Source organism: Sporichthya polymorpha DSM 43042 (genome assembly GCF_000384115.1).
GTDB classification, from domain to species: Bacteria; Actinomycetota; Actinomycetes; order Sporichthyales; family Sporichthyaceae; genus Sporichthya; species Sporichthya polymorpha.
In genome coordinates, this window is the sequence record NZ_KB913029.1 from 3,500,935 (window position 1) to 3,515,597 (window position 14,663).

Here is a 14,663-nt window from a genome sequence, read left to right on the forward strand (position 1 = left end):
ACGATCCGTCAGCTGAATGATCTCGAGAAGTGGCCTCTGACCTGCGCAAACGCGCCGCACGACACGCGTCACACCGGAAACGGGCTTCCCGATTTGACTCCCCCGGAGGGCCCCCCTAATGTTCTCGACGTCGCCCCGCACGGAGCAACGGACACCGGGTCTCGGTGGCCGGTCCGCAGGGTGAACCTCCCCGAACGTCGCCAGACCGATCCGGGAAAACCGGAGCCGGTCATTTTTCGGCGCGCGAGGAGGGATTGGGAAGTCGCCAATTTGACGGCAATCCAATCGATGTGTAGGTTAGGCGAGTTGCCCTGACGCCGGTCGAGAGACCGAACTCGGTGAGCATCCGCAACTTGAGAACTCAACAGCGTGCCGAAAGTCAATGCCAAATAACCCCGTTGGCTTCAGGCTCTTCCAGGTCCATCCGGCCCTGGTGATCTGAAGCGAAAACGGATTCCTTTGGTTGTCGAGCTGACTTCGTCAGTGGGTCAGATCTCGACTGCCAGGACACTTTGTTGTGTCAGTGGCTCCCCTTCGCCGGGAAGCCACAACTAAAAGACATCAACGGAGAGTTTGATCCTGGCTCAGGACGAACGCTGGCGGCGTGCTTAACACATGCAAGTCGAACGGTGAACCACCTTCGGGTGGGGATCAGTGGCGAACGGGTGAGTAACACGTGGGCAACCTGCCCCTAGCTCTGGGATAACTCCGGGAAACCGGAGCTAATACCGGATATGACACCGAGCGGCATCGCTCGGTGTGGAAAGTTTTTCGGCTAGGGATGGGCCCGCGGCCTATCAGCTTGTTGGTGGGGTAACGGCCTACCAAGGCGACGACGGGTAGCCGGCCTGAGAGGGCGACCGGCCACACTGGGACTGAGACACGGCCCAGACTCCTACGGGAGGCAGCAGTGGGGAATATTGCGCAATGGGCGAAAGCCTGACGCAGCGACGCCGCGTGAGGGACGAAGGCCTTCGGGTCGTAAACCTCTTTCAGCAGGGACGAAGCGCAAGTGACGGTACCTGCAGAAGAAGCACCGGCTAACTACGTGCCAGCAGCCGCGGTAATACGTAGGGTGCAAGCGTTGTCCGGAATTATTGGGCGTAAAGAGCTCGTAGGCGGCTTGTCACGTCTGCTGTGAAAACTCGGGGCTCAACCCCGAGCCTGCAGTGGATACGGGCTAGCTAGAGTGCGGTAGGGGAGACTGGAATTCCTGGTGTAGCGGTGAAATGCGCAGATATCAGGAGGAACACCGGTGGCGAAGGCGGGTCTCTGGACCGATACTGACGCTGAGGAGCGAAAGCGTGGGGAGCGAACAGGATTAGATACCCTGGTAGTCCACGCCGTAAACGTTGGGCGCTAGGTGTGGGGATCTTTCCACGATCTCCGTGCCGCAGCTAACGCATTAAGCGCCCCGCCTGGGGAGTACGGCCGCAAGGCTAAAACTCAAAGGAATTGACGGGGGCCCGCACAAGCGGCGGAGCATGTGGCTTAATTCGACGCAACGCGAAGAACCTTACCAAGGCTTGACATATACCGAAAACTGGCAGAGATGTCAGGTCCGCAAGGGCGGTATACAGGTGGTGCATGGTTGTCGTCAGCTCGTGTCGTGAGATGTTGGGTTAAGTCCCGCAACGAGCGCAACCCTCGTTCTATGTTGCCAGCGCGTAATGGCGGGGACTCATAGGAGACTGCCGGGGTCAACTCGGAGGAAGGTGGGGATGACGTCAAATCATCATGCCCCTTATGTCTTGGGCTGCACACATGCTACAATGGCCGGTACAAAGGGCTGCGATACCGCAAGGTGGAGCGAATCCCAAAAAGCCGGTCTCAGTTCGGATTGGGGTCTGCAACTCGACCCCATGAAGTCGGAGTCGCTAGTAATCGCAGATCAGCAACGCTGCGGTGAATACGTTCCCGGGCCTTGTACACACCGCCCGTCACGTCACGAAAGTCGGTAACACCCGAAGCCGGTGGCCCAACCCTTGTGGAGGGAGCCGTCGAAGGTGGGACTGGCGATTGGGACGAAGTCGTAACAAGGTAGCCGTACCGGAAGGTGCGGCTGGATCACCTCCTTTCTAAGGAGCATCTGCCGACCACCCCTTGGGTGGCCGGCCAGAGCCACTTCAGTGGGCGCACGTCCCACGGTGGTTTGCTCAAGGGTGGAACATTGACCAGTCGGCCGGTGACCTCACCAACCCCCAAGTACAACCCCGCTCTGCCTCGTGCAGCGCGAGGAGTGGAACGGGCGTCGGAGAGGAAGCCGGCCCAGGCACGCTGTTGGGTCCTGAAGGGGCGGGTCTTCACCCACTCCTTTTCGGGCCGCCAGGCACGCACGTAAGGCTCCGCAGGTCGGAGTACACGGCGAGGAAGCCGGCGGGATCGCCCGTACCTTGAGAACTGCACAGTGGACGCGAGCATCTTATCTTTGTGGCCAAGTTAGTAAGGGCGCACGGTGGATGCCTTGGCACCAGGAGCCGAAGAAGGACGTAGGAGGCTGCGATAAGCCTCGGGGAGCTGCCAACCGAGCTGTGATCCGAGGATTTCCGAATGGGGAAACCCGGCAGGAGTCATGTCCTGTCACCACTGCCTGAACACATAGGGCAGTCGGAGGGAACGTGGGGAAGTGAAACATCTCAGTACCCACAGGAAGAGAAAACAACAGTGATTCCGTCAGTAGTGGCGAGCGAACGCGGAACAGGCCAAACCAGATACGTGTGATAGCCGGCAGGCGTTGCGTATCCGGGGTTGTGGGACCATTCGGTCAGATCTGCCGGTCTGACACGGAGTAAGAAATCACATTCATAGGTGAAGGCCATGCGAAAGGGCCGGCACAGAAGGTAACACCCCTGTAACCGAAATGTTTGTGACTCCGGAGTGATATCCCAAGTAGCACGGGGCCCGAGAAATCCCGTGTGAATCCGGCGGGACCACCCGCTAAGCCTAAATACTCCCTGGTGACCGATAGCGGACAAGTACCGTGAGGGAAAGGTGAAAAGTACCCCGGGAGGGGAGTGAAATAGTACCTGAAACCGTGTGCCTACAAGCCGTGGGAGCGTCGTCGTACAGCTTGCTGTACGGCCGTCACCGCGTGCCTTTTGAAGAATGAGCCTGCGAGTTAGCAGTGTGTGGCGAGGTTAACCCGTGTGGGGAAGCCGTAGCGAAAGCGAGTCCGAATAGGGCGCCATAGTCGCATGCTCTAGACCCGAAGCGGAGTGATCTACCCATGGCCAGGTTGAAGCGCGGGTAAGACCGCGTGGAGGACCGAACCCACCAGGGTTGAAAACCTGGGGGATGAGCTGTGGGTAGGGGTGAAAGGCCAATCAAACTCCGTGATAGCTGGTTCTCCCCGAAATGCATTTAGGTGCAGCGTCACGTGTTTCTTGCCGGAGGTAGAGCACTGGATGGTCTAGGGGGCCCACAAGCTTACTGAAATCAGCCAAACTCCGAATGCCGGTAAGTGAGAGCGTGGCAGTGAGACTGCGGGGGATAAGCTCCGTAGTCGAGAGGGAAACAGCCCAGAACACCAGCTAAGGCCCCTAAGCGTGTGCTAAGTGGGAAAGGATGTGGAGTTGCAGAGACAACCAGGAGGTTGGCTTAGAAGCAGCCACCCTTGAAAGAGTGCGTAATAGCTCACTGGTCAAGTGATTCCGCGCCGACAATGTAGCGGGGCTCAAGCACACCGCCGAAGCTGTGTCATTCAGCCGTTAGCCAGGCCTTCGTGGTCCAGGTGGCTGGATGGGTAGGGGAGCGTCGTGTGGCGAGTGAAGCGGCGGGGTGACCCAGCCGTGGACGCCACACGAGTGAGAATGCAGGCATGAGTAGCGAAAGAAGGGTGAGAAACCCTTCCGCCGAATGACCAAGGGTTCCTGGGCCAGGCTAATCCGCCCAGGGTAAGTCGGGACCTAAGGCGAGGCCGACAGGCGTAGTCGATGGACAACGGGTTGATATTCCCGTACCCGCTATGACGCGCCAATGCCGAACCCGTTGATGCTAAGCCCTTGAAGCCGGCGACTCTTCGGAGTCAATGGTGGAGACGGCGACCCAATTCGGTAGTAGGCAAGCAATGGGGTGACGCAGGAAGGTAGTCCAACCCGGGCGATGGTTGTCCCGGGGTAAGGGTGTAGGGCGAGATGTAGGCAAATCCGCATCTCACACAGCCTGAGACCTGATGCCGAGCCGTAAGGCGAAGTGGATAATCCTATGCTGCCGAGAAAAGCCTCTAGCGAGTGTCATGGCGGCCCGTACCCCAAACCGACTCAGGTGGTCAGGTAGAGAATACCAAGGCGATCGGGCGAACTGTGGTTAAGGAACTAGGCAAAATACCCCCGTAACTTCGGGAGAAGGGGGGCCGCGTGGGGTGATGGGATTTACTCCCTGAGCTCCGTACGGCCGCAGAGACCAGCGAGAAGCGACTGTTTACTAAAAACACAGGTCCGTGCGAAGTCGCAAGACGATGTATACGGACTGACGCCTGCCCGGTGCTGGAACGTTAAGGGGACGGGTTAGCCTTTCGGGGCGAAGCTCAGAACTTAAGCGCCAGTAAACGGCGGTGGTAACTATAACCATCCTAAGGTAGCGAAATTCCTTGTCGGGTAAGTTCCGACCTGCACGAATGGCGTAACGACTTCTCGACTGTCTCAACCACAGGCCCGGCGAAATTGCACTACGAGTAAAGATGCTCGTTACGCGCAGCAGGACGGAAAGACCCCGGGACCTTTACTATAGTTTGGTATTGGTGATTGGTTCGGTTTGTGTAGGATAGGTGGGAGACTGTGAAGCTCGGACGCCAGTTCGGGTGGAGTCAACGTTGAAATACCACTCTGATCGTACTGATTATCTAACCTCGGTCCGTGATCCGGATCAGGGACAGTGCCTGATGGGTAGTTTAACTGGGGCGGTTGCCTCCCAAAATGTAACGGAGGCGCCCAAAGGTTCCCTCAGCCTGGTTGGCAATCAGGTGTCGAGTGCAAGTGCACAAGGGAGCTTGACTGTGAGACAGACATGTCGAGCAGGAGCGAAAGCTGGGACTAGTGATCCGGCGGTGGCTTGTGGAAGCGCCGTCGCTCAACGGATAAAAGGTACCCCGGGGATAACAGGCTGATCTTGCCCAAGAGTCCATATCGACGGCATGGTTTGGCACCTCGATGTCGGCTCGTCGCATCCTGGGGCTGGAGTAGGTCCCAAGGGTTGGGCTGTTCGCCCATTAAAGCGGTACGCGAGCTGGGTTTAGAACGTCGTGAGACAGTTCGGTCCCTATCCGCTGTGCGCGCAGGAGACTTGAGAAGGGCTGTCCCTAGTACGAGAGGACCGGGACGGACGAACCTCTGGTGTGCCAGTTGTTCCGCCAGGAGCACGGCTGGTTAGCTACGTTCGGAAGGGATAACCGCTGAAAGCATCTAAGCGGGAAGCTCGCTTCAAGATGAGGTCTCCCACAGGGTTAACCTGGTAAGGCCCCCAGCTAGACGACTGGGTTGATAGGCCGGATGTGGAAGCACGGCAACGTGTGAAGCTGACCGGTACTAATAGGCCGAGGACTTGACCACTCACTCTTCTCCGCCGGCAACGGCGTGAGATCGAGAATTTTGCTACGCGTCCACTGTGCGGTTCCCGAGATACGGTCGCCGCTCCCTCGAAGTTTGAGGAGAGCGCCCATACATCTCAATAGAGTTTCGGCGGTCATAGCGAGGGGGAAACGCCCGGCTCCATTCCGAACCCGGAAGCTAAGCCCCTCAGCGCCGATGGTACTGCACTGGAGACGGTGTGGGAGAGTAGGACGCCGCCGGACATTCTTTCGATAAGGGCCACCCCAGCGGGGTGGCCCTTATCGCTTAACGGGGATGTCGAGTTGTGAGATCGAGGAGTCGTAGTGGCTGCGAATGACGGCCCGGCCCGCGGAGGCGGGAAGCCGGGCGGTGGCGCCCGGCGCGGCAACGGGCCTCAGGGCCAGGGGCAGCGCCCGACCGGAAAACCTCCGGGAAAGGCCACGGGCGACCGCAAGCCCGGCCGCACTCCACGTCCCGGCTCCGACTCGACCCGGAACGCCGACGGTCCGCGTGCCGGCGGGAACAAGCCGCGCGCCGGCGAGAACAAGCCGCGCTTCGACGGCCCACGAAAGCCGAGGCCCGAGGGCGATGCCCCGCGGGGTGAGCGGCGCCCTGATTCTCCGCGAAATTCCCGTTCCGATTCTCCGCGTAGTTCGCGCCCTGATTCTCCGCGTAGTTCGCGCCCTGATTCTCCGCGTAATTCCCGTTCCGATTCTCCGCGTAATTCGCGCTCGGACGCTCCGCGCTCGGGCCGGCCGGATTCCCATGCGGAATCCGCGCGGGGAGCGCGTCCGACCAATCCCCGCGGTGCGCGGCCCGACGGCGCGCGTGGGCCTCGCCCTGACCGTCCACGGGCTGCACGCCCTGAAGGTCGGACCGGTCCGCCGGTGCCGACGGGTCCGCCCGTCGATGCGGACGTCACCGGCGCCGAGCTCGACAAGGCGGTGGTGCGCGAGCTGTCGACGTTGCGCGCGGAGGCGGCCGAGTCGGCGGCGAAGCACCTGGTGATGGTGGCGCGGCTGCTCGACGAGGAGCCGGAGGCCGCGTACGCGCACGCCGAAGCGGCGCGCAAGCACGGGCCGCGCGTGGCCGTCATCCGCGAGGCGTTCGGGATCGCCGCCTACCGCTGCGAGAAGTACGCCGAGGCGCTCGCTGAGCTGCGCGCCGCGCGACGGATCTCCGGCGACCAGGAGCACTGGCCGATGATGGCCGACTGCGAGCGCGCGCTGGGACGGCCCGAGAAGGCTCTCCAGATGGCCGCGGCGCCCGAGGTCGCGAAGCTCAGCAAGGCCGGCAAGGTTGAGATGCGTATCGTGGCGGCCGGTGCACGGAGCGACCTCGGTCAGCTCGACGCCGCCGTGGTGACGTTGCAGAGTCCGGAACTGACGGACCCTCGGCCCTCGGAGTGGTCGGCCCGGCTGAAGTTCGCCTACGCCGCCGCGCTCGAGGCCGTCGGGCGCGACGACGAGGCCCGGGTCTGGTACGGCCGCGCCGCCGACGCCGACCCCGAGGGGCTGACCGACGCCGCGGAGCGGGTCGCCGAGCTCGACGGGATCGTCTTCCTGCCCGACGAGGAGGGCGAGGAGTTCGACGAGGGTGAAATCGACGAGCCGGTCGTCGAGTCGGTCGTCGAGCCGGTCGTCGAGGTCGCCGCGCCCGTGGTCGTGGAGCCGGTGGCGGAGCCGACTCCGGAGCCGACGCCCGAGCCCGAGGCCGTGGTGGAGCCCGAGGCCGTGGTGGAGCCCGAGGCCGTGGTGGAGCCCGAGGCCGTGGTGGAGCCCGAGACCGTGGCGGAGGCGCCGGTCGAGGAGCCCGCTGCGCCGGCCGCGGAGCCGGCGGCGGCGGAGGAGGAGTTCAGCCAGATCGCGTTGTTCTTCTCCGACGACAGCGGGGGATCGCGCCGGGAGGGCGCGTGACGGCCGCCGGGGTGCCGCTCGCCGCGGGATGTGCGGAGCCGCTCGTCGAGCGGTACGACGCCGGGCTGCTGGACCTCGACGGGGTCGTCTACATCGGCCCGCACGCGGTGCCGCACGCGGCGGAGAGCCTGACCGCGGCGCGGGCGCGGGGGATGCGGCTCGCGTTCGTCACCAACAACGCCTCGCGCTCACCCAAGGCGGTGGCGGAGCACCTCACGGACCTCGGCGTCACGGCGGACGCGTCGGAGGTCGCGACCTCGGCGCAGGCGGCCGCGCGGCTGGTCGCGGGGCTGGTCGCCCCGGGTTCGGCCGTGCTGGTGGTCGGCGGGGACGCGCTGGAGGACGCGCTGCTCGAACGGGGTCTGCGTCCGGTGCGGTCCGCCGACGACGGACCCAGCGCCGTCGTGCAGGGGTACCACCCGACCGTCGACTGGCGGGCGCTCGCCGAAGGCACGTTCGCCGTGCGCGCCGGCCTGCCGTGGGTCGCGAGCAACACCGACCTCACCATCCCGACCCCGCGAGGCATCGGCCCGGGCAACGGGACGCTCGTGAACGTCATCCGCCTCGCGAGCGGGGCCGAGCCACTCGTCGCCGGCAAGCCCGAGCTCGCCCTGCACCGGGAGTCGATCGACCGCGTCGCGGCGCAGCGTCCGCTGATCGTGGGCGACCGGCTCGACACCGACATCGAGGGCGCCGTGCGCGCCGGCACCGACAGCCTGCTCGTGCTCACCGGCGTGACCGGGGCCGCCGACCTGCTCGCCGCGCCGCCGACCCGTCGACCCACCTACCTCGCGGCCGATCTGCGGGGGCTGCTCACGGCGCACCCCGACGTGGACGCCGCCGGTGGGGGCGCCGCGCTCGGCGGCTGGACGGCCCGGGTGTCGGGCGGACGCCTGCGGTTGAGCGGGGAGGGAGACCCGGTCGACGCGTTGCGCGTCGCCTGCGTGGCCACCTGGTCGTTCCCGGGGGACGTCGACACCTCCGAGGTCGTGGTGCGCCTGGCGGCGGGCTCCGTGTGAGGAACGGACTGATCGCGGCGACGGTCTTCGCCTGGACCGCGCTCGTCCTCTGCGCGGACGGCGGCAGTGTGCTCGACGGTGCCCTCGGCGGTGTCCTCGACGGTGTGCTCGGCGACGGCGGTCTGGCGACCCAGCGGCTGTTCGGGCTCGCGACGTGGGCGCTGCTGCTGGGTTTCCTGGCGGGGGAGAGCGCGCTCGTCCGCGCCCAGGTCGGGGTGGTCGTCGCGTTCGCGACCGCGGTCGAGTACACGTTCTCGCCGCTGCTCGGCGTCTACACCTACCGCCTCGACAACGTCCCCGCGTACGTGCCGCCGGGGCACGGGCTGGTCTACCTCTGCGCGCTCGCGCTCGGCCGCACGGCCTGGGTGCACCGGCACCACCGCCGTCTCCGGGCCGGCGTCGTCCTCGCCGGCGGCGCGTTCGCGGGCTGGGGTCTGTTCCTGGCCGAGCAGACCGACGTCCTCGGCGCCTTCTGGTATCTCTGCCTGGTCGGGTTCTGCTGGTTCGGCCGGTCGCAGACGCTGTACCTCGGCGCCTTCGCGATCGTCACCTACCTGGAGCTCGTCGGCACCTGGGCCGGGACGTGGACGTGGTCGACGCACGACCCGACCGGGCTGATCCCGATCGGCAACCCGCCCAGCGGGGCGGCCGGCGGCTACGGCTGGTTCGACCTGGCCGCGTTGTGGTCGGCGCCGTTCGTGCTCGCCTACGTCAGGTGGGCGAGGACCGCGCTGTGGAGGAGGCCGTTGGTCGCGACCGCACTGCCGCCGTCCGGGCCCGGCCGTCCGGAGACGTCGGTGAACGTCCCGCCGGCCTCGGACACGATCAGCGCGAGCGGGGCGAGGTCGTGCAACGCGACCTCGGGTTCCGCGGCCAGGTCGACCGTCCCCTCCGCGAGCAGCACGTAGGACCAGAAGTCCCCGTACGCCCGCGTCCGCCAGCACGCGCGGGTCAGGTCGAGGAACCCCGGCAGCAGGCCGCGCTCCTCCCAGCCGGACAGGCTCGAGTACGACAGCGACGCGTCGGCGAGCGTCGCGACCGCGGAGACCTGGCAGCGCGCCGGCTCCGCCGCACCGCTGCGCGTCCAGGCGCCGCCACCCGCGCTCGCCCACCAGCGCCGGCCGAGCGCGGGGGCCGAGACCACGCCGACGACGACGTCGTCGCCGTCCATGAGCGCGATCAGCGTCGCCCAGACCGGGACGCCGCGCACGAAGTTCTTCGTGCCGTCGATCGGATCGATCACCCAGCGGCGGGCGCCGGAACCGGCGTCCCCGAACTCCTCGCCGTGGACCGCGTCGACGGGTCGCGCGTCGGCGAGCAGGTCCCGCAGGTGCTGCTCGGTGTCGCGGTCGGCGTCGGTGACCGGGGTCAGGTCGGGCTTCGACTCGATCCGCAGGTCGAGGGCGCGGAACCGGGCGGTGGTGATCGCGTCCGCAGCGTCGGCGAGGGAGAGGGCGAGACTCAGATCGTCCGCGTACTTGTCCTGGAAATCGCTCATCACTCGACACCGTAGCGGGGCTGACGTTTCGTCAGGTCGTGGGGTCCGCCTCGTCGCCGCGCTGCGGCACCGAGAGCAGGCGGCGCAGCGAGTCCAGTCGCGCGGGGTCGGCGTGCCCGCCGGCGACCCACTGGTCGAGGCCGCAGTCGGGTTCGTCGTGGGTGCAGCCGCGCGGGCACTCGGCCGTGCCCGGGAGCAGGTCGGTGAACGCGCTCAGGATGCGGTCCGGCGTGACGTGGGCGAGCCCGAAGCTGCGCACGCCCGGGGTGTCGATGACCCAGCCGCCCTCGGGGAGCTCGAGCGCGACCGCCGAGCTCGAGGTGTGCCGGCCGCGGCCGGTGACCGCGTTGACCACCCCGGTCTCGCGGTCGGTGCCGGGTACCAGGGCGTTGACCAGCGTCGACTTGCCGACGCCGGAGGAGCCCACCAGCACGCTGACGCGGTCGCGCAGATGCTCGCGCAGCGCCGCGGGCTCCTCGCCACGCGTCGTGACCACGTACGGCGGGTCCAGCGCCGCGTAGGTCGCGAGCAGCTCGTCGGGGGAGGCGAGGTCGGCCTTCGTCAGGCAGAGCAGGGGTTCCAGACCGGCGTCGTAGGCCGCGACCAGGCAGCGGTCGATGAGGCGCGCCTGCGGCTGCGGGTCGGCGAGCGCGACCACGACGACGAGCTGATCGGCGTTCGCGACCAGGACGCGCTCGACGGGGTCGGTGTCGTCGGCCGTGCGCCGCAGGACCGAGGTGCGCTCGTGCAGGCGCACGATGCGGGCGAGGGAGTCCGGACCGCCGGACAGGTCACCGACCAGGGCGACGCGGTCGCCGACCGCGATCCCGCGCCGGCCGAGTTCGCGCGCCTTCACCGCACCGACCACGGACGGGCCCCTGCCGGGGGAGTCGAGGCGCACGGTGAACCGGCCCCGGTCGACGGTGATCACGCGCCCGTCGACCGCCTCGTCGTGCCGGGGACGCAGCCGGCTGCGGGGGCGACTTCCGCGCCCGGGCCGCACCCGCACGTCGTCCTCGTCGAAGCGACGGGCCGGACGTGGGTTCCGTCGGTCGTTCAGCCTGCGCCCCCGAGCATCCCGGTCCAGAGGTCGACGAACTCGGGCAGCGTCTTCGCGGTCGTGCCGACGTCCTCGACCTGGATCCCGGACACGACCAGGCCGAGAAGGGCGCCGGTCGTCGCCATGCGGTGGTCGGCGTAGGTGCGGAAGACGCCGCCGTGCAGCGGACGCGGGTGGACGCGGAGCCCGTCGCGGGTCTCGGAGACGTCGCCGCCGAGGTTGTTGATCTCGGTCGCGAGCGCCGCGAGGCGGTCCGTCTCGTGCCCACGCATGTGCCCGATGCCGCGCAGGGTGCTCGGGGTGTCGGCGAGCGCGGCGACGGCGGCGATCGTCGGCGCGAGTTCGCTGACCTCGCGCAGATCCGCGTCGATGCCGAGGATCCGACCCCGGCCGCGGACGACCAGGCCGGAACGGCCGAGCCGGCACTCCGCACCCATGCGGGCCAGCAGGTCGCGCAGGGAGTCGCCCGGCTGCGTCGTGGTCGACGGCCACCCGGCCACCGTCACCTCGCCGCCGGTGACGAGCGCGGCGGCCAGGAACGGGGCCGCGTTGGACAGGTCGGGTTCGACGTCGAGGTCCCGGGCGCGGATCGGGCCCGGGCCCACGCGCCACCGCTGCGGCGTCTCGTCCTCGACGTCCACGCCCGCCTGACGGAGCATCAGAATCGTCATGCGGATGTGCGGCAGCGACGGGACCGGCGGACCGACGTGCACGACGTCGACGCCCTTGTCGTAGCGCGGGGCCGCCAGCAGGAGCCCGGAGACGAACTGCGAGGACGCCGAGGCGTCGATCTGCACGTTGCCGCCGGGCAGGGAGCCGCGGCCGGCGACCGTGAACGGCAACCGGTCCGGCCCGCCGCCGGCGACGGTGATGCCCGCGCCGAGGTGACGCAGCGCCTCCAGCACCGGGCCCATCGGGCGTTCCCGGGCGCGCGGGTCGCCGTCGAAGGCGATCTCGCCGTCGGCGAGCACCGCGACCGGCGGGACGAAACGCATCACGGTGCCGGCGAGCCCGCAGTCGACCGCCGCGGGGCCGCGCAGCGGCTGCGGTTCGACGACCCAGTCCGGGCCGGTGCCCGCCCCGGGCTCCTCGCGCACGGTGGTGCCCAGGGCGCGGACGGCGCGGAGCATCAGGTCGGTGTCGCGGGAGCGCAGCGGCCGCCGGATCGTGCTGGGTCCGTCGGCGAGGGCGGCGAGCAGCAGCGCGCGGTTGGTGATGGACTTCGACCCGGGCACCTGCACGGTCGCCGAGACCGGCCCCGCCGCGAGCGGAGCCGCCCAGAGCCCCTCGGCACCGTGAGCTGTCACAGTGCGTGAGCGTAGTCGGCGAGTTCGGGAGGTCGGCCGGTGCCGGAGCCAGTGCGGAGGATCGAGACCCCGGTCGGGCCGGCGAGCGCCGAGGTGTTCCCCGCCGTCACACGCGGGCGGAAGCGCGCCGCGCGCACCCTCGTGCTCGGTCACGGCGCCGGTGGCGGCACGAACGCGCGCGACCTGCAGGCGCTGGCGGCCGCCCTCCCGGAGCGCGGGACGACGGTCGTGCTCGTCGAGCAGCCCTGGCGGCTGGCCGGCCGCAAGGTGGCGTCTCCGCCGGCGACGCTCGACGTCGCCTGGACGGCCGTGCTGGCCGATCTGCGGGCCGAGGGCCTGCTGACCCCGCGCCTGGTCGTCGGGGGCCGCTCCGCGGGCGCCCGGGTGGCCTGCCGGACCGCCACCGCCGTCGGGGCCACCGCCGTCCTCGCCCTGTCGTTCCCGTTGCACCCGCCCGGGCGGCCCGAGCGCAGCCGCGTCGACGAGCTCACGGGGGCCGGCGTCCCCACGCTGGTCGTGCAGGGGGCCAAGGACAGCTTCGGCGGCCCGCCCGAGTTCCCGCCCGGGACCGAGATCGTCGAGGTCCCCGACGCCGACCACGGCTTCAAGGTGCCCGCCCGGTCGGGGCTGGGGCAGGCGGGGGCGCTGGAGCTGATCGTCGCCGGGGTCGCCGCCTGGCTCGATCGCCGGTAGGCCCGTTCAACAAGGGGTGACACCCCTTGTTGAACGTGGGCGAGCGCCACGGGGAATCCCTCCCGGGCCGCGGTGGTTGTGCTGAGCAGAAGGAGGCCCGCATGACCGCCGCCGTGCTCGATCGCCCTGCATGCCGTCCACACCCCGACCGGGGTGGCATAGGCTCGCAGGCGATGACCGCTACGGAGACCCAGGAGCAGCGTGTGGGGCGCTTCGAGCGCGACGCGCTGCCGTTCCTGGACCAGCTCTACGCCGCCGCGATGCGCATGACGCGCAACCCCGCCGACGCCGAGGACCTGGTGCAGGAGACGTTCGCGAAGGCCTTCGCCTCGTTCCACCAGTTCGAGGAAGGCACGAACCTCAAGGCCTGGCTCTACCGCATTCTCACCAACACCTTCATCAACTCCTACCGCAAGAAGCAGCGGGAGCCGAAGCAGAGTGGTACCGAGGACATCGAGGACTGGCAGCTCGCGCGAGCGGAGTCGCACACGTCGTCGGGCCTGAAGTCGGCCGAGGTCGAGGCGCTGGAGCACCTGCCCGACTCGGACGTCAAGGACGCGCTGCAGGAGCTGCCCGAGGACTTCCGGATCGCGGTCTACCTCGCCGACGTCGAGGGGTTCGCGTACAAGGAGATCGCCGAGATCATGGGCACGCCGATCGGCACCGTGATGTCGCGGCTGCACCGGGGTCGCCGCCAGCTGCGGGACCTGCTCGCCGACTACGCCCGCGATCGGGGTCTGGTCCCGGCCGGCGACACCAATGGCACGGGAGAAGCGTCATGACGTCCGGCCTGCCTCACTTCACCTCCTGCGCGGACGTCATCGCGCGCGTGGCCGAGTTTCTCGACAACGAGCTCGATCAGGCGGACTGCACGAGGATCCAGGAGCACCTCGACGAGTGCGAGCCGTGCCTGCGGGAGTTCGGGCTCGACCAGCTCGTCAAGGACGTCGTGAAGCGCAGCTGCGGGTGCGAGACGCCGCCGCAGGACCTGCGGTCGAAGGTGATGATTCGTATCCGCGAGGTACAGGTACAAATCACCGTCGAGGATTGACGAATCTCACCGTCCGGTGAATGTCGCACGAACCGTCGCCGACGAATGAGTGACACTCCACTCCAATAAGTCACGAAGGCCCCTGCCGCCATTGCGGCAGGGGCCTTTCGCGTGTTGGTTCGGCCTCAGGCGTTGGGACGCCGACCGTGATTCGACTTCGACTTCTTCCGGGCCTTGCGGCGCCGAGCCTTCTTGCCCATGGAGACCTCATTTCGTCCTCGGTTCGGTAGCCATCGTCCCACGGATGTCTGGCGCAACGAGGCGCGGGTATCCGCAACCCGTTCGGGCGATCCAAGGCTCCTATTCGGCGTCTTGATGTGCGAACGTTCTCAAGATCAACTCCGAGAGCCGTCCGGAGGTTCTCGGCCGTAGAGAGGGCAATTCCATGGGCAAGCTCCGCTCCGTTCTCGAGCAGTTCCTGTCGGCCGGCTCCACCGCCAAGTGGGAGTAGGAACCCACCGCAATGCGCGGTCAGACGTGCCCGGTTCCGAGCCCCGGAAGGAGGTGTCGGTCGTCATGCGCGAGGAGAACTGGAAGTGGGGCTGAACCCACCGAAGTAACAGCCGGAAAGTG

At 67.5% G+C, this 14,663-nt stretch carries 9 protein-coding genes and 3 rRNA genes; 8 read left to right on the forward strand and 4 right to left on the reverse strand.

What is annotated here, in order from left to right:
• The first annotated feature begins 561 nt into the window (after nucleotides 1-561).
• From SPOPO_RS0117035 to SPOPO_RS0117055, 5 genes are all read left to right on the forward strand, one after another.
• Nucleotides 562-2,078, forward strand: a 16S ribosomal RNA gene (locus SPOPO_RS0117035).
• Between the two features lie 354 nt (nucleotides 2,079-2,432).
• Nucleotides 2,433-5,546, forward strand: a 23S ribosomal RNA gene (locus SPOPO_RS0117040).
• 125 nt (nucleotides 5,547-5,671) lie between these two features.
• Nucleotides 5,672-5,788, forward strand: a 5S ribosomal RNA gene (rrf, locus tag SPOPO_RS0117045).
• Together the 16S, 23S and 5S rRNA genes form the textbook arrangement of a ribosomal RNA operon.
• A 645-nt stretch (nucleotides 5,789-6,433) precedes the next feature.
• Nucleotides 6,434-7,462, forward strand: coding sequence for a hypothetical protein (locus SPOPO_RS30160; RefSeq protein ID WP_019876152.1), 1,029 nt, complete (start codon nucleotides 6,434-6,436; stop codon nucleotides 7,460-7,462).
• On the forward strand, nucleotides 7,459-8,481 hold the full coding sequence (locus SPOPO_RS0117055) for an HAD-IIA family hydrolase (RefSeq protein WP_019876154.1): 1,023 nt from the start codon (nucleotides 7,459-7,461) through the stop codon (nucleotides 8,479-8,481). Before SPOPO_RS30160 ends, SPOPO_RS0117055 begins: the two co-directional genes overlap by 4 nt.
• A gap of 706 nt (nucleotides 8,482-9,187) precedes the next feature.
• Here SPOPO_RS0117055 and hisN read toward each other — a convergent pair.
• From hisN to aroA, 3 genes are read right to left on the reverse strand one after another with little or no spacing between them, the layout of a single operon-like run.
• Nucleotides 9,188-9,979, reverse strand: a complete 792-nt coding sequence (gene hisN / locus SPOPO_RS0117065) for a histidinol-phosphatase (protein ID WP_019876155.1) — start codon at nucleotides 9,977-9,979, stop codon at nucleotides 9,188-9,190.
• 31 nt (nucleotides 9,980-10,010) lie between these two features.
• Complete coding sequence (gene rsgA / locus SPOPO_RS0117070; RefSeq protein WP_019876156.1) at nucleotides 10,011-10,988, reverse strand: ribosome small subunit-dependent GTPase A; 978 nt, start codon at nucleotides 10,986-10,988, stop codon at nucleotides 10,011-10,013.
• A 47-nt stretch (nucleotides 10,989-11,035) separates the two neighbouring features.
• Nucleotides 11,036-12,346 carry a 3-phosphoshikimate 1-carboxyvinyltransferase gene (gene aroA, locus SPOPO_RS0117075; RefSeq protein WP_019876157.1) on the reverse strand — a complete coding sequence of 437 codons (1,311 nt, stop codon included), beginning with the start codon at nucleotides 12,344-12,346 and terminating at the stop codon, nucleotides 11,036-11,038.
• Between the two features lie 39 nt (nucleotides 12,347-12,385).
• On the opposite strand from aroA, the gene SPOPO_RS0117085 reads away from it, so the two are divergent.
• From SPOPO_RS0117085 to rsrA, 3 genes are all read left to right on the forward strand, one after another.
• Nucleotides 12,386-13,039 (forward strand): alpha/beta hydrolase family protein, encoded by a 654-nt coding sequence (locus tag SPOPO_RS0117085; RefSeq protein WP_211210913.1) that lies wholly within the window; start codon nucleotides 12,386-12,388, stop codon nucleotides 13,037-13,039.
• Nucleotides 13,040-13,212: 173 nt separating this feature from the next.
• Complete coding sequence (locus SPOPO_RS30165; RefSeq protein ID WP_033385091.1) at nucleotides 13,213-13,821, forward strand: sigma-70 family RNA polymerase sigma factor; 609 nt, start codon at nucleotides 13,213-13,215, stop codon at nucleotides 13,819-13,821.
• Nucleotides 13,818-14,090, forward strand: coding sequence for a mycothiol system anti-sigma-R factor (gene rsrA, locus SPOPO_RS0117095; protein ID WP_019876162.1), 273 nt, complete (start codon nucleotides 13,818-13,820; stop codon nucleotides 14,088-14,090). The genes SPOPO_RS30165 and rsrA overlap by 4 nt, the downstream gene beginning before the upstream one ends.
• 125 nt (nucleotides 14,091-14,215) lie before the next feature.
• Here rsrA and SPOPO_RS36200 read toward each other — a convergent pair whose 3' ends face one another.
• A complete protein-coding gene (locus SPOPO_RS36200) occupies nucleotides 14,216-14,290 on the reverse strand; it encodes a 50S ribosomal protein bL37 (protein ID WP_483852918.1) in 75 nt (24 codons plus the stop codon).
• Between the last annotated feature and the right edge of the window lie 373 nt (nucleotides 14,291-14,663).